At 65.3% G+C, this 15307-nt stretch carries 17 protein-coding genes; 5 read left to right on the top strand and 12 right to left on the bottom strand.

The window, feature by feature from the left end:
• Positions 1–127 precede the first annotated feature (127 nt).
• The 3 genes from norR (at position 128) to mvaU (ending at position 2799) form a co-directional block, all read left to right on the top strand.
• Positions 128–1681, top strand: a complete 1554-nt coding sequence (norR, locus tag ACI766_RS11805; protein WP_003090504.1) for a nitric oxide reductase transcriptional regulator NorR — start codon at positions 128–130, stop codon at positions 1679–1681.
• Positions 1682–1781: 100 nt separating this feature from the next.
• Positions 1782–2138: a 6-carboxytetrahydropterin synthase QueD gene (queD, locus tag ACI766_RS11800; protein WP_003090505.1), complete on the top strand. Its 357-nt coding sequence runs from the start codon at positions 1782–1784 to the stop codon at positions 2136–2138.
• A gap of 307 nt (positions 2139–2445) precedes the next feature.
• Positions 2446–2799, top strand: a complete 354-nt coding sequence (gene mvaU / locus ACI766_RS11795; protein WP_003090506.1) for a histone-like nucleoid-structuring protein MvaU — start codon at positions 2446–2448, stop codon at positions 2797–2799.
• Between the two features lie 75 nt (positions 2800–2874).
• On the opposite strand, the gene ACI766_RS11790 is transcribed toward mvaU, so the two are convergent.
• The 12 genes from ACI766_RS11790 to ACI766_RS11735 all read right to left on the bottom strand — a co-directional run bounded on the left by ACI766_RS11790 (position 2875) and on the right by ACI766_RS11735 (position 13051).
• Entirely contained in the window at positions 2875–3171 is a 297-nt protein-coding gene (locus ACI766_RS11790; RefSeq protein WP_009877656.1) for a VF_A0006 family four-cysteine protein, read from the bottom strand.
• 263 nt (positions 3172–3434) lie between these two features.
• Complete coding sequence (locus ACI766_RS11785; protein ID WP_023087239.1) at positions 3435–4019, bottom strand: GspMb/PilO family protein; 585 nt, start codon at positions 4017–4019, stop codon at positions 3435–3437.
• A complete protein-coding gene (locus ACI766_RS11780; RefSeq protein WP_170869554.1) occupies positions 4019–4402 on the bottom strand; it encodes a hypothetical protein in 384 nt (127 codons plus the stop codon). The genes ACI766_RS11785 and ACI766_RS11780 overlap by 1 nt, the downstream gene beginning before the upstream one ends.
• 646 nt (positions 4403–5048) lie before the next feature.
• Complete coding sequence (locus ACI766_RS11775; RefSeq protein ID WP_023087237.1) at positions 5049–6128, bottom strand: general secretion pathway protein GspK; 1080 nt, start codon at positions 6126–6128, stop codon at positions 5049–5051.
• On the bottom strand, positions 6118–6708 hold the full coding sequence (locus ACI766_RS11770; RefSeq protein ID WP_016852732.1) for a type II secretion system protein J: 591 nt from the start codon (positions 6706–6708) through the stop codon (positions 6118–6120). Before ACI766_RS11770 ends, ACI766_RS11775 begins: the two co-directional genes overlap by 11 nt.
• Positions 6705–7130 (bottom strand): type II secretion system protein J, encoded by a 426-nt coding sequence (locus ACI766_RS11765; RefSeq protein ID WP_003097721.1) that lies wholly within the window; start codon positions 7128–7130, stop codon positions 6705–6707. The genes ACI766_RS11770 and ACI766_RS11765 overlap by 4 nt, the downstream gene beginning before the upstream one ends.
• Positions 7130–7540 (bottom strand): prepilin-type N-terminal cleavage/methylation domain-containing protein, encoded by a 411-nt coding sequence (locus ACI766_RS11760; protein WP_412828502.1) that lies wholly within the window; start codon positions 7538–7540, stop codon positions 7130–7132. The genes ACI766_RS11765 and ACI766_RS11760 overlap by 1 nt, the downstream gene beginning before the upstream one ends.
• Complete coding sequence (gene gspG, locus ACI766_RS11755; protein ID WP_003110089.1) at positions 7509–7943, bottom strand: type II secretion system major pseudopilin GspG; 435 nt, start codon at positions 7941–7943, stop codon at positions 7509–7511. Before gspG ends, ACI766_RS11760 begins: the two co-directional genes overlap by 32 nt.
• 53 nt (positions 7944–7996) lie before the next feature.
• On the bottom strand, positions 7997–9184 hold the full coding sequence (locus ACI766_RS11750) for a type II secretion system F family protein (RefSeq protein WP_003097729.1): 1188 nt from the start codon (positions 9182–9184) through the stop codon (positions 7997–7999).
• Between the two features lie 4 nt (positions 9185–9188).
• Positions 9189–10916, bottom strand: coding sequence for a GspE/PulE family protein (locus ACI766_RS11745; protein WP_003122595.1), 1728 nt, complete (start codon positions 10914–10916; stop codon positions 9189–9191).
• On the bottom strand, positions 10906–11709 hold the full coding sequence (locus ACI766_RS11740; RefSeq protein ID WP_412828501.1) for an ABC transporter permease: 804 nt from the start codon (positions 11707–11709) through the stop codon (positions 10906–10908). Before ACI766_RS11740 ends, ACI766_RS11745 begins: the two co-directional genes overlap by 11 nt.
• Before the next feature lie 589 nt (positions 11710–12298).
• Entirely contained in the window at positions 12299–13051 is a 753-nt protein-coding gene (locus ACI766_RS11735; protein ID WP_003160456.1) for a class I SAM-dependent methyltransferase, read from the bottom strand.
• A gap of 225 nt (positions 13052–13276) precedes the next feature.
• Here ACI766_RS11735 and ACI766_RS11730 point away from each other — a divergent pair, with 225 nt between their 5' ends.
• Together ACI766_RS11730 and ACI766_RS11725 are read left to right on the top strand one after the other, a co-directional pair.
• Positions 13277–14251, top strand: a complete 975-nt coding sequence (locus tag ACI766_RS11730; RefSeq protein ID WP_003097735.1) for a quinone oxidoreductase family protein — start codon at positions 13277–13279, stop codon at positions 14249–14251.
• Between the two features lie 22 nt (positions 14252–14273).
• Entirely contained in the window at positions 14274–15203 is a 930-nt protein-coding gene (locus ACI766_RS11725) for a LysR family transcriptional regulator (RefSeq protein ID WP_023087236.1), read from the top strand.
• Positions 15204–15307: the final 104 nt, after the last annotated feature.

The raw sequence follows: 15307 nt of genomic DNA, 5'->3' as shown, positions 1-15307 counted from the left end.
TGTTTCACCTCGAAGCATTTCAGGAAGCGTGCCAAGGCAAACTACCAGAATTCACGGGCCTTGCAGGCCGGCATAGGTCATAATGACTGCAACCATTCAGAGTCATTAGGACTGCAAAGAGGTCGAAATGACCACCAACCCCTTGCTTGCCACCCTGATCCCGCTGGTTGCCGACCTGTCCCGCGACCTGCCGGAAGACGAACGCTACCGCCGCCTGCTCCAGGCCCTGCGCGACCTGCTGCCCTGCGACGCCACCGCGCTGCTGCGCCTGGACGGCGAATACCTGATCCCGCTGGCGGTGGACGGCCTCAGCCCGGACACCCTCGGCCGGCGCTTCCGGGTCGGCGAACATCCGCGCCTCGAGGCCCTCCTGGAGCGCCGCGGGCCGACCCGCTTCCCCGCCGACTGCGGCCTGCCCGATCCCTACGACGGTCTGGTGGAAGGCCTCCACGGCCACCTGGAAATCCATGATTGCCTGGGCTGTCCGCTGTACCTCGACGACCAGCCCTGGGGCTTGCTGACCCTGGATACCCTCGATCCGTCGCGCTTCGCCAGCGCCGACCTGGATACCCTGGAGGCCTTCGCCAGCCTCGCCGCCGCCACGGTCAAGGCCAGCGAGCGGATGCGCGACCTGACCCGCCGCGCCGAGGACGAGCACCAGCGCGCCGAGGCCTATCTCGAAGCCGCTGGCGAGCGGCCACGGGAAATGATCGGCCAGAGCGCCGCGCACAAGGCGCTGCTGGAAGAAATCCGCCTGGTCGCCAACAGCGACCTGAGCGTACTGATCACCGGCGAGACCGGGGTCGGCAAGGAACTGGTGGCGCAATCCATCCACCGGCATTCCATGCGCAGCGGCAAGCCGATGATCAGTCTCAACTGCGCCGCGCTGCCCGAGACCCTGGTGGAAAGCGAATTGTTCGGCCATGTGCGCGGCGCCTTCTCCGGCGCGGTCAACGAACGGCGCGGCAAGTTCGAACTGGCCGACGGCGGCAGCCTGTTCCTCGACGAGGTCGGCGAGTTGCCGCTGGCGGTGCAGGCCAAGCTGCTCCGCGTGCTGCAGAGCGGGCAGTTGCAGCGGGTCGGCTCCGATCGCGAGCACCGCGTCGACGTACGCCTGATCGCAGCCACCAACCGCGACCTGGCCGAGGAAGTGCGTGCCGGGCGCTTCCGCGCCGATCTCTACCATCGCCTCAGCGTCTATCCCTTGCGCGTGCCGCCGCTGCGCGAGCGCGGCCGCGATATCCTCCTGCTGGCCGGCTACTTCCTCGAGGAAAACCGACCGCGCCTGGGACTGCGCAGCCTGCGCCTGGACCACGAGGCCCAGGCCGCGCTCCTCGACTATCGCTGGCCGGGCAACGTGCGCGAACTCGAGCACCTGGTCGGCCGCGCCTCGCTCAAGGCCCTCGGCCACAATCCGGAGCGGTCGCGGATCGTCACCCTGCATCGGCAGGATCTCGACCTGCCCGCGGAAACCCCCGCGCCACCTCGCAGCGTGGTCGAGCCCGCGCCCGCCGCGCCAACGACCGGTCACTCGTTGCGCGCGGCCACCGACGCCTACCAACGCCACCTGATCCAGGACTGCCTGGCCCGTCACCAGGGAAGCTGGGCCTCGGCTGCACGCGAGCTGGGCCTGGATCGCGCCAACCTGGCGCGCCTGGCGCGCCGCCTGCAACTCAGGTAAACGACCGCCCGGTCGGAGCAGACCGGGTCCGGCGCGCAAACCTGCTACCATGGCGCCCCCATTCCGGTTGTCCGATAACCCCGATCCAGAGCGCACTACAGTGGAACTCTTCAAAGAATTCACCTTCGAATCCGCCCATCGCCTGCCCCACGTCCCCGAAGGCCACAAATGCGGGCGCCTGCACGGCCACTCGTTCCGTGTCGCCATCCACATCGAAGGCGAGGTCGATCCGCATACCGGCTGGATCCGCGACTTCGCGGAAATCAAGGCGATCTTCAAGCCGATCTACGAGCAACTCGACCACAATTATCTGAACGATATTCCAGGCCTGGAAAACCCCACCAGCGAAAACCTCTGCCGCTGGATCTGGCAACAACTCAAGCCGCTGTTGCCGGAACTCTCCAAGGTCCGCGTCCACGAAACTTGCACCAGCGGTTGCGAATATCGGGGCGATTGATTCGCCCGACTCTCCCCAGGCGCTTCGCCATCTGCTCTAAAACGGGCTTCCACACAACGGGCCCGTTCTGCCGTCTCTCTCCCATGGGCTGTACGAAGCATTATCCCCACGGACATAAAGGTTTCATATTCTTCAGGGAAACATCCGGCAAGCTGTCCCTACAGTCCGTTAGTCAATAAAACCGTGCAACTATATTGTTCTTCCAGTAGATAAAGACTTATCCTTTGCCGCGGACACGGAAAGTCCGTAAATCCACTATAAATGCACCAAAACCCAGCACCATATTTTTAGAACGGGAGTGAAACGAATGTCCAAACTTGCCGAGTTCCGCGAGGCAGAGCGCAAACTTCAGGAGCAACTGGCCCTGCTGGAAAAGCTGAAAAGCGACAGCAGCCTGAAGCAGGAACTGGAATTCAAGGACAAGTTGCAGGCGTTGATGGACAAGTACGGCATGACCCTGCACAACATCATCGCCATCCTCGACCCCAAGGCTCCGGTCACCGTCAGCGCCGCTCCGCAGCGCCGTGCCCGCGCCCTGAAGGTCTACAAGAACCCGAACAACGGTGAAGTCGTCGAAACCAAGGGCGGCAACCACAAGGTTCTGAAAGCCTGGAAAGAACAGTACGGTTCCGAAACCGTCGAATCCTGGCTGCAACGCTAAGCCGGTTTTCCCGACGGCATCCTGCCGATGCCGTCGGAAACCCCACTGGCTACTTTCGCTCCCCTCCTCGCCAGATCAATTCTGCGACTTCGATTCGCAAGCGCTCCTGATCTTCTGCGCCGCCAGGTTGTTCTCCACCCCCGGCAGGTTCTCCAGCAGACACTCGTAATAAGCCTTTTCCCGCGACAGCAGGAAGGAGCCGTCGTTATACAACTTGTCGCAGGCCTGGGTGATGAAGTGAACCGCCACCCCGCTCTTCGCCGTGCGTTGGTAGTCGAGTATGCATTGGTCGTAGTCCTTGTCGTCGGCGAGAGTGGAAAGCGGAAATAACAGCAGCAGGGGCAGCAGGAACTTCATGGCAATGGTATCCATGGGAAAGTTGTGCTCCAGCATGGACGAGCCGGCTCGGAGTGCCAAGCCGACCATGAAGTAAAATTTTGCACTTGTTTACAGGCCGGACCAGACTGGCCGTTCTTCGCTGCGCGAATGCGACAATGGCGGGCCGGGGAGCCGAATCGCAGGCGTCCCGAGCGGATTCGGTTTCCCGGCCGCCTGGCGGCAACTCGCTCCATCGACGGGCACCGCCCTCCGCCGAACTCTTCCGGCAAACGGGTGCTGCCCGATCCGCATCCGCTTCAATAGGCCGCTACGAACAGGAACGACAACTGTAGATTGAGCATGGGCGACAACATATTGTTCAGTTCCAGAAACTCCACCGCTACTTGCCGCTGCTCCGCTTCTATATCCTGCAACAACCGACTGAACGAGGCTGGCTCCAACTGCCCGCGAACCTGGGCCTCGATACGCGCGATCGTCCCTTGCTTCTCGAAGCCGCGAGGAAGCAGTACGCTCACTTCCGCGTCAGGGACGCCCGCCAGGCGAACCTGCTCGGTCAGCCAGGCCTGCACATCGGCCCTCGCCTGCGACGCATTCGGCGCCTGCCAGAAGCGCTCTCGCTGAAGGTTCAGGACCTGCTCCGCCTGCATCGCCCGCTCCGGCCAGGCGGTCTGCCGGGAAACGTCCTGGAGCTTGAGCCATTCCCCGGCCAGACGACGATATTCCTCCCCTCGTTCCTCCCTCCAATCCATGCTGAGCATGACCAGATGCACAACCAGCAGCAGGCACAGGCTCCAGATGGCCATGCGCAAGAGAGGTTTTTCCTGCCATTGTCGTTGCAGGTTCCGCCCCTGGAACTGCAGTGTTCGCTGGAAGTCCGACATCAGGCACCCTCCCCCGGCGTACGCAGGACCAGGCTCAGCGATAGCCCCTCGCTCTGCGAAGGTTCCACCCTGACATCTTCGAAACTCCCCGATTCCATGAAACGCCGCACATAGAGACGCGGGTCGACACTGTCGGTGCCAATCCGCAACTCCAGCTCGGAGCCTCGATAGCGCCAGGCGAGCAACCGACTGTCCTTCGGCAACAGTTCCGCTACCTGTCCCAGCAGCGCCACCTGCGAGCGATGCTGCAAAGCGCGCCCCAGCTCCGTGGCCATCCGATTGCTCTGCAAGGCCTGGTTGCGTGCGCTGAGGATCGGCGAGACCTGGTCGCTCAGCTGGTCGTACTGCGTTCGCAGCGCACGCTCGGCCCACCACCAGGACAAACCTTCCCCCAGATTGAATCCGCATCCCAGCAACAGGGTGGCTATGAGCCCATGCGGCAACCAACGCTCCCATCGCAGCAGCGTTGCTTCCGCCGCCGGAACGGCCCAGGGACGGCCCAGCGACTCTCCAGGCTCGGCAACCAGGCTCTCCGGGATGCGTATTCCCGCCAGCCCCCGGAGCAACCGAACCCATTGTTCTGGCTGGGGTGGGCTGGGAAAGAAATGGCTCAGGACAAGGCAGTCATCTCTCCAGACCTGGAGATCCAGCCCGGAGCGAACCCGAAGCAGCCGAACCGTCTCGCCTTCCGCGACCGACCGAGGGGGAGCCTGCAGGAGGGATTCGGGGATACAGCGATAACGCCGAGGTTGGTCGACGCAGTCTTCGGCAACGGCCTCCCGGACCTCCTCATCCCAGAACCAGACCAGAGCATGGCCACCCCGCCAGGCTACGTAATGGCCTGCGCGGCGAAAAGGCGCCAGGGCGGCAAGCTTCAACGCCAGTGCCTGATACCGGTCAGAGCGCGGCACATGATTGAGATCGAGACAGCGATAGACACACCACGCCCGATCCACGATCCACTGCGCTGGGGCGCGCCGCGCCAACCCTGTACCTCTACGTACCCACTCAAGCTGCGCCCGGCCATCCTTACCACGGCCTTGCCACAAGCGGGGCGGCAAGAACCCCGGGGGCGATATCGGGATGCAGCGGAGGATTCGAGTAGCGATCATTTATCTTCACGGACCTCTTCGAGAGAAGCTGCCAGGGTGGCAGCAGGCGGTGCTCTGAGTTGAAGCGGACCTCGTATTCCGTCCCCTGCTCGGCTCCTGGCGGGTAGAGCCGAATCGACAGGGCCGGACTGGCCAGGCGCGCCCAGCCATCCTCGGGAACCAGCCTCGCATGACCCCCGAGGAGGTCATGCAGGTCCGACATCCGGGTGAACGGACGCTGCCAGCGGGCTTGCAGCAGTCGGCCGACAGCGTCCTCCGGTAGTCCCCAGGCAAGAGACAGGATTCGGGCATCCGCGGTGTTGATGTTCAGCGCCGCCTCGTCCGCCGCAACCAGATCGCGCCAACCGGCGTCGAGCAAATGCGCTTCCCAGGGGCGCCAGGCCTCCAGCCGGAAGACTTCCATCACCGAGCGCAACGGACGGCGCCGGGCCTGGCCCGGAGAGGACCTGTCGCTGGCTTGCGCGGCGCTACCCAGTCGTGGAGCGGCGCCGGGATAGAGATAGCTGAACCATTGGGCGACCATGACCTGCACCTGCTCGGCGGGAACCCCCAACCCCGCCAGCAGCCTGGACAGTACCCGCGGATCGATGCCGGAAAGACTGAGGCGCGCGGAGCGATCGAGCAGCGCAATGCACCAGCCATTGGCCATGCAGAACTCCCGGCCATCCAGAGGCAGCTCCCCGCCAATGGGCAGGATCGAAGTGTCCATGTCCACCTTGCTCGGCGCGGCGCCAGCATTTCCCGGTACGCTCAGGCCCGCGACGGTATAGCGCTGGGTAGCCACCAGCCATTGGACCCGCGCCAGCAAGGCATGCTCCTCCAGCTCACGAAGCAGCGCCTTGCGCCGGTTTTCCGTGGCATCCAGCGAGCGCCCGACCCAGAGTACAGCGGCACTGGCCAGCAGGGTCATGATGGCCAGGAACCAGACCACTCCGACCAGAACGAAGCCAGACGAGCGGGCAGACGCCGCATGTCGGCATGCGCCATCAGAAATCATGTTCGGCGGGCCTCGCTCTGGGCAGCGCGACCGCGACAAGGACAAACAGGCGCTCCTCGGGAGCCGTCAGTGCCATCGCCTCGGGAAGGGTATCGGCCAGTTGCGCGCTCGGCGGCCAGTCCCGGTGCCACTGGCCGTGACCGTCCAGATAGCGGAAGCGAGCTTCGCCGCGCAGATGCAGGAGGGGCCAGCGACTGTCCTCCAGCCTTCGCACATAGATCAACTCGGTCCGGTCCTCTCCTGCCCGCCGCTCAAGCCGGAAGGCCAAGGGCGTCGGGATGCCCGCACGGCGATCCAGGGCCGCGGCAGACATGGCCTCGAAACTGAGCTCGTCCCCTCGCAGACGCCAGCGGACCTCGCCAGCCTCGGGAGCGACCAGGTTCTCCACCGCATCACGGAACCAATCGAAGGTCAGCGCCCGGACCTGTCCGCGCCCCAGGCTCTGGTGCAAGGACTGGTTGGCCTTGCTGGCATAGCTCAACCCTTGCATGAGCAACGTGCCGATGAAGGAAACGACCAGCAGCACCACGATCATCTCGAGCAGGGTGAATGCACCCTGTTTTCGTCGCGAGCGGATCATGGTCCATCACCCAGTCGCGCTGGGATGACCACGTATCCGGGAAGCTCCAGTTGCAGCGTCTGCGGCGTTCCATCGCCGGCCCGGATGCTGGCGACGACCCTGAACAAGGTCACGTCGTAGATGCCCGGACTGCCGCTATGGCGGCCCACCGCCGCTTTCGACGCGGACAGCGGCGAACTTCGCCACTCCAGCCGGTAATGCCCCAGCCGGACCCTGCCTGCGGGTTCGAGCGCAGGGTTCATGCGCTCCAGATAGGCCATCGCCACCCAAGCCGTCTCGATGCGCAGCTCGGCCGCCTCGACCCGCTGCATGCTCCGAAAGGCACTGTTGAGCCAGGCGAAAAGCGCACCGCCGACCACTGCCAGGAGCGTCAGCGCAACCACCGCCTCCAGGAGCGTGAAGCCTTCCTGCCGCGCCGGCATCAGCGGATCGTCCCGGGCGCGCAGAGGAGGGGCTGAAGCAGCAGCGTATGTGTCGCGCGCCCATGATGGACCTGCAACTTTCCGCCCAGGCAAACTCCGTTTGCCATGTAACGTATCGGCGGCCGAGCAGTAACCGTCCAGCCATCGGGCAGTCGCAGCAACTGCTCGGGAACCGCCCCGCTCTCACCAATGAGCAGCTCCCGCCCATCGCTGCGCACGCGATAGCCCAAGGTCTGCAATTGATTGAACAGATCGTCCAGCGCGGTCCTGCGCGCCCAGGTCTCCTGCATCCTCACCAGGCCGGGCAACGCCACCGCAGCAATGGCCCCGACGATCACCAGCACCACCAGCAGTTCGAGCAAGGTGAACGCGGCCTGGTCAACGTTTGGGCGCGTAACCGACATCGGCATCCAGGCCTTTCCCACCGGGCTGCCCATCCGCGCCCTGACTGTAGAGAGTGAAGGGTTGTTCGGCACTCGGCCTGTCGCTGTACAGGTAAGGCCGGTTCCAGGGGTCCAGCGGTACGCCGCCCTCGAGGTAGGGCCCGTGCCAGAAGGCCCCGAGACGTTCATCGGAAGGCGGCGTGTTGAGTAGCGCCAGGCCTTCTTCTTCGGTCGGCAGCCGGCCGATGTCCAGGCGCATGGTGAGCAACGCGCCCTTGAGCATCTTCACCTGGGTATCCGCCGTCTGCGCCTTCGCCTTGTCGGCCTGATTGAACAGTCGCGGCCCGACGAGCCCCATCAGCATGCCGATAATCACCAACACCACAATCATCTCGAGCAGGGTGAAGCCCTGTTGTGCAGCTCTGTTCATACGGTTTCCACTTCACGTCTCATCCAACCAGCCGCGGCATCGATACCCGGCATTCAAAGCACCATGTCGTTGGCGCTGGTAATCGCCAGTACCACGCCGGTAATGATCAGGCCGAACACAGAGCCGATCAGCAGGATCGCCAAAGGCTCGATCAGTACCAGGGCCTTTTTCATTCGCGCCTGCCCGGCCTCTCCATAGAGCGTCGCCAGGCTCTGCAGCATCTCCGCGAGCTGCCCGGAGGCCTCTCCAACCCGCACCAGGCTCGAACCGATGGACGTGACCGCCTGGCGCTCCTCCAACGCTGCCGACAAGGCGATGCCGGCCCGCACATCCTGGGTGACTCGCTCCAGGGTCCGGCGCTGCCGGGCAATGCGGACGCCAGCGGCGGAAAGCAGCAGGGCCTCCACCAGCGGCACACGATTTCCCAGCAGGGTTCCAAGCACCTTCGACCATTGCGCTATTTCCGCCTGCATCAACCATTCCCCGACTACGGGCAGGCGCACCAACTGGTCGAGCGCATGGGCGCGGAGCGCCGGATTGCGCAGCGCCACGGCGATGCCGCCAGCAAGCAGCAGGACGGCGAACGCCAGCAAGCCGGAACTCTCGTTGCTCCATACCCCGATGCTCAGCACTGCCCAGGCAAGCCACGGGAGCTGGGCAGTCTCGTTCAGGAGATTGGCGAATTTCGGAACGACGAAGACGAACAGGGTCGCCACGGCGAGCACCCCGCTGAGCACCAGAATCGCAGGGTAGATCAGCGCCCCTTGCAACTCGGCGCGGGTTCGCCGTTCGTATTCCATCTGCGTGGCACAGTCCCTCAGGGCTCCTGCGAGGTTTCCGGTCATCTCGCCGGCCGCCACCAGTTGATATACATAGCGCGGCAGGTCGAGGCCGGCGCTCTCCAGCACCACGGGAAAGGATTGCCCCTGGCGCAGGCCATTGGCCATCGCCTGCAGGGCGGTAATCAACTTCGGGTGGCGCGCGCCTCGCTCCTGAGCCTCCACCGCGTCGGCCATGCTCACTCCCGCCGCGAGCATGGTGGCCAGCTCGTGGATGGCCATGTTCAATTCCTCGGCCTTGAGCCGACGTCGCGAGCCCAGGTTGCGGCGTTTCACCTCCAGGCTGAGCGGGGTGAGCCCCTGGCGCTGCAACTGCCGCAGCGCATCCTGGCGCGTTGGGAGGCAGAGTTCGCCACGAACGCGCCTGCCCTTGCGATCGACGGCCTGGTAGATGAAATTCATGGGCTTAGCCGCTGGTCACGCGATGCACCTCGTCAAGACTGGTCATACCCAACCAGGCCTTGATCAAGCCATCTTCACGCAGATTGCGCTGTCCCTGGCTGGCGGCAAGCCGATGCATCTGTTCGAGGGAAGCTCTCTGCACGATCAGGTCGCGCATCTCGGAAGACAGATCGACGAGTTCGTAGATGCCCACACGGCCGCTGTAGCCGGTACCTTCGCAGCGGCCGCAGCCTCGCGCCACGCGCCATTGCGCTGCCTGCCCCGGGAACAGCCGCGCGGTGGCCGCCTGGGTCGCTGCCAGATCGGCCGCAGCAAGGGTTGGCTCGCAAGGTTCCGCGCAGTGGGCGCACAACCTGCGCACCAGTCGCTGGGCCTGGACACCGCGCACCGGCGAAGCCACCAGGAAGGGTTCCACGCCCATGTCGATCAAACGCGTGAAGGCGCTCACCGCATCGTTGGTATGCAGGGTCGAAAGCACCAGGTGACCGGTGAGCGAGGACTGTACGGCGATCTCCGCCGTCTCCAGGTCGCGTATCTCCCCGATCATGATCACATCGGGATCCTGCCGCAGGATCGAGCGCAAGGCGGCAGCGAAGGTCAGGCCGATGTCGGCATGGACCTGGACCTGGGTGATGTTGGGCACCTGGTATTCCACGGGATCTTCCACGCTGATGAGCTTGCGCACGCCATCATTGATTTCCTCCAGCGCGCCATAGAGCGTGGTGGACTTGCCCGATCCGGTGGGGCCGGTCACCAGGATGATGCCGTGGGGTTCCGCTACCCATGCACGCATCCTCCGCAAGTGGTCCGGGAGCATCCCGAGCCGGTCCAGGCGCAACCCCTCGCGCTCCTTCGGCAACAGGCGCATGACCACCGATTCGCCATGCACCCCTGGCAAGGTGGAGACCCGCACGTCGAGCTCCGTACCGCTGACCCGGATGCTCATGCGTCCATCCTGCGGCAACCGTCGCTCCGCGATGTCGATGGCGGAGATCAGCTTGATCCGCGAGACGACCGCCGCGAATCGCTCGCGGGGAAGGCTCAGTTGGTCGTGCAGGACGCCGTCGACGCGGAAGCGGATACGGAAGTCGAACTCCCGGGGTTCGATGTGAATATCCGAAGAACGCTTTTCCATGGCCTGGCTCATCACGTTGTTGACGAGTTCGACTACCGGCGCCTCCTCCGCCAACTCCCGCAGGTAGCGGATGTCTTCGCTGCCGTAGGCGTGCCGATCCGCACCTTGCCGGGCCAGGTCCAGGGAGTGCTCCAACCAGCCGTCCAGATCCTGGGAGCGGCACAGCACTGCTTGAATCGAGCGCTCCGGATAGAAATAGCCCAGGGTTTCGCGTATCGAAGGAGATAACGGATCACGCGCCGCGAACAGCAGTTGCTCGCCCTCCTCCCAGACCACCAGTTGCTCTTCGACGAACCAGTCGGTATTGATCGGGGTACTGAGCAGGAATGCGGCGATGGACTCTTCGCTCGGCTTCCGCAGGTCGTCCCCCACCAGCGGCAACCGCAGTTGCTCCGCCAGCACCTGCATGAGGGTATTTTCCGAGATGGCTCCGGAACGCACGAGAATGCCTCCCAGACGGCCGCCAAGCCGGCGTTGCAGGTCGAGCGCCCGCTCGAGTTCCTGGCCGCTCACCAACCCGCGTTCGAGCAAACGCTGCCCCAGCGGTATCCACTCGGCCGTCATCTGCGGGCCCGGGGAAACGGCCTCAGAGGACATCTGCAAAACCTTCCTGTACCCGACGGAACCAGAGGAAGCCCGATGAACAGACCAGCAGCGACGCAACGCAATAAACGCTGAAGACCCCAAGGGTCGGATAGGGAGCATCGAAAAGGATCGCCCTGACCATTTCCACCGGGATCGTCAGCGGATTGAGGTACAGGTAGGGCTGCATTACCGGTGGCAAGGAAGACAGCGGATAGAACACCGGGCTGATGAATAGCAGAAGCACCAGGAGAAACTGGACGAACTGCCCTATGTCGCGAACATAGACGCCGAGCCCCGCGAGGAACCACGCCAGCCCCGTCACGCAGAGCAGGAAGGGGAGCAGGGCAAGCGGTAGCAGGACCAGTTGCCAGCCCGGCTCGACGCCGCTGAAGAGAAGAAAGATACAGAGCACCAGGTAGCCGAGCATGGCGTTGAAGAAAGCGGCCAGCAGCGGTGTGAGGGGGAGTATCTCCAGGGGAAAAACCAGCTTCTTCACGTAGTTGGCGTTGGCCTGGATGATAGTCGGGGCCCTGGACAGGCTTTCAGCGAGGATCCCGTTCAGCAGGAGTCCGGAAAACAGGGTCAAGGCGGAGGAAAGCGTGCTCTGGCTTCCGCCCCAGCGCGACTTCAGCACGAAGCCGAAGACAAACGTATAGATCAGCAAGAGCAGGAACGGCGAGACGATGATCCAGATGCGGCCCAACATGGCGTCGCGATAACGCAGTTCGACCTCGCGCCGGGTCATGACCAGCAGGAGCCTGATGCGACTGGCGAGACTGGCCGGTACCAAGAGGGAACCACTCACAGAAAAACTCTCCACGGCGAAGAAGAACAGAACCCGCTAACCATGAAGGATCGAAGCGAGCGGGGCCATCAGCCCCCACTACTTCTGGCGTAAGGTTTTTCTGATTCAAGAAGAGCCTTCAGAAGGCCGGAGCAAGCCGGCACTCTCGCCAACTCGATCTCCCATCGGCTCCGTACCTGCTGGAAAGCACGTGGGTAACCCCGACAATGGCAACGGCTCTCAAGGTGAGGGGCCGGACTGCGCGGAGTGCACCCTCGATTCAGCAGCCAGCGGCAGGGAAACCGGGACGAAAGCAAGACTCATCCTGCAATCGGGGCGATTTCTTCATAGCGCTGGAAAACCTCGCTCAGTGAAACGAAAGCACGCACTGAGCGCCCCGTACGCCAGGGACTGGCAACCTGCACGCCGACCCGGCCTGGGGCGGCATGGCGAGTTCGACGAATACGACTCGGCGCACCACCTGCCCCCTGCCCGCGCTCAAGCGACGCCGCGGCTGCCAGGGGGTTGCAGCGACCTGCGTAGACGGCAGGCGGACGCGATCGGCGCTCTCCCCGCCGTCATGGTTGAGTTTCGGATTGCGTCCGATGGCTCAGCGGATCACCCCGGCGCGCACCGTCAGCGGCCAACTGACCCGATAGCGCGTCTGCGGGTCGCCCCAGGCTTCGCGCAGCTCATCGACGAACGCGGCGCCCGGATCCTGGCCAAGGGCCTTGCCGGCCTCCTTCACCGCCGACCAGGTACCGACATAGCCCAGCAGTTCGTCCAGGGTCCAGGCCACCTCGATGGCCAGGTCCGGCAGGCGACGCTCCTCGAAGGGGAACGGCAGACTGCGGTAGCCCTCCTCCACGTGGCGCCGCTCGGCAGGCCAGTAGGGGCCGACGACCTGGTGGTAGAAGTGCTGGACCAGCGGTTCCATGGGTCCGTCGACATGCAATACGCCATAGGTAACCAGGGCCAGGATGGCGTCCGCGCGGGCCACACGCCGGACTTCCTCGTAGAAGCGCGGCAGGTCCAGCCAGTGGGCGGCCTGGGCGACCGTCACCAGGTCGGCGCTGGCCGCCGCCAGTCCGCTGTCCTCGGCCAGGGCCACGCGATACTCGACCCGCTCGCGAGCCTGCGCCTTGTCGATCTGCGCGGCGCTGGCGTCGGTACCGACCACCCGTTCGAAACGCTCGGCCAACAGCACCGTGAGCTGTCCGGTGCCGCAGCCGCAGTCCAGGGCCAGGCGGGTGCCGGGGCAGAGCGCGGCCAGCTCGTCGACCAACTGCGCCGGGTAGGTCGGACGATGTGCGGCGTAGTTCGCCGAACCCGTGGAGAAATGATCCTTGAAAGGTGCCGTCATGGGACTCTCCCGAAATGATCCCGGCGACCACAGGGACCATGGCCGTCCAGGCTGCCGCCTTACACTAGGCGAATCCTGTCGATACGGAAACACGACTTTCGGTCACCTTGGAGCACCGTCTCACTACTGCATGCGGTGCAGCAATAAACTGCAAAGAACCTACCTGGTCATCCCCGGATGCTTCATTAGACTGCCGGAACGACGAACGCAGCCAAGGAGACCGCCATGCCCAGTCGCATCACCCTCAACGCAAACGGAGGCCCCGAGGTCCTGCGCCTGGAGCAAGTCCAGGCGCAGCAACCGGGCCCCGGCGAGGTCTGGCTGGAGCAGGCCGCCATCGGCGTCAATCCGCTGGACCTCGGCCAGCGCTCGGGAGCGGTACCGATTCCGCTGCCGTCCGGCCTCGGCCTGGAAGGCGCCGGAGTGGTCGCCGCGCTGGGTCCGGGAGTCTCCGGACTGGCGCCGGGCGACCGCGTCGCCTATGCCACCGGCCCGCTGGGCGCCTATGCCAGCGCCCGGCTCTACCCCGCCGAGCGCTTGCTGAAGCTGCCCGACACACTCGCTTTCGAGGACGCGGCGGCGCTGCTGTTCAAGGGCATCACCGCGCACTACCTGCTGCACGCCACCTACCCCGTCGGGCCCGGCACACGCATCCTGCTGTACGGCGCGGCGGGCGCCGTCGGCCAGTTGATGGCGGCCTGGGCCCGGCACCTGGGCGCCTGGGTGATCGGCGTGGTGTCGAAGGCGGAAAGCGTCGAGCGGGCCAGGGCTGCCGGCTGCGACGAGGTGCTGGTGTTCGACGCGGCCAGTCTCGCCGCCCAGGTCGCCGAGCTGACCGCCGGGCGCAAGGTCGATGTGGTCTACGACCCCATCGGTCGCGCTACCTTCGAGGCATCCCTGAACAGCTTGCGTCCGCGCGGCCTGCTGGTGTCCTTCGGCGCTACCTCCGGCGTGCCGCCAGCCGTCGAAGTCGCCACCCTCAACGCCAAGGGTTCGCTGTTCCTCACCCGTCCCTCGCTCGCCGCCCACACCGCCAACCCGGAGGAATACCGGCTACGCGCGCAGGCTGTGCTGCGCGCCCATGCAGACGGTGTCATCCAGCCCCGGGTCTGGCGGCGCTACCCGCTGGCCGAGGCGGCCGTGGCGCATACCGATCTGCTGGAGGGACGCTCGCAAGGCGCGCTGGTACTCTTGCCCTGACCCACTCGCAAGAGGCGCATGCATGCAACCGTTCGACAGCCGGCAGGCCGATGAAGTCGCCACGCTCCTGGCCCTGGCCGAGCACGGTTCGTTCGCCGCCGCCGGCCGCGCCCTGCAACGACATCCCTCGGTGCTCTCGAAGCGGCTCGGCGCACTGGAGCGTCGCCTCGGCATCCGCCTGGTCGAACGCACCACCCGGCAACTGCGCTTCACCGATGAAGGCGAGCGCCTGGCGAGCCGCTTCCGCCAGGCCGTCGACCTGCTCGACGAGGCCGAGCACGAAGCCAGCCTGGGCGCCGCGCAACTGCGCGGACGCCTGCGCATCGCCCTGCCGTCGGCGATGGGCCGGCTCTGGCTCGGTCCGCTGCTGGCGGAGTTCGCCCTGGCGCATCCGCAGGTGGTGCTGGAAACCGACTATTCGGAGCGCTTCGTCGACATCATCGCGGAAGGCTTCGACCTCGCGATCCGGGTCGGCGAACTGGCCGACAGCCGCCTGGTGGCCAGGCGGCTGTGCGCCCATCGGCGCATCCTCGGTGCCGCTCCCGACTACCTGGAGCGGCATGGGGTACCGCGTATCCCGGCCGACCTGGCGGCACACAACTGCCTCGGCTTCAGCGGACTGCACTCGTACCCGGAATGGAAGCTGACCCGCCAGGACGAACAGCGGCCCGTGCGGGTACGCGGCTCGATGGTCAGCAACGACAACGAAGCCCTGCTCTGCGCCGCACGCCAGGGCCTGGGCATCTTCGCCGCCGGCGAGTGGCTGATGAGCCGCGACCTCGAAGCCGGCAGGCTGGTACGGGTGCTGCCGGAGTGGCAACTGGACGCCGACGCCGGCGTCTACCTGGTGCGCCCCTCGGCGCGCTACGCCACGGCGGCGGCCAGCGCGTTCCGCCAATGGGTGGAAGCGCGGTTCGCCGCTGGCCCGCCCTGGCAGCGCCAGCGGGCCTGAGCGGTATCCGCGAGCGGCTCGCCGAGGAGCGCGCCGCCTCCCGCCCCTCGCTCCCGGACAATCCGGATACCCTCCCGCCAGCATGCGGATAGCCAATGACCCGC

It is taken from the genome of Pseudomonas sp. DL, assembly GCF_047199225.1.
Taxonomy (GTDB): domain Bacteria; phylum Pseudomonadota; class Gammaproteobacteria; order Pseudomonadales; family Pseudomonadaceae; genus Pseudomonas; species Pseudomonas aeruginosa.
Note: the sequence above shows the minus strand (reverse complement) of the source record. Positions and strands in the feature narration are given on the sequence as shown.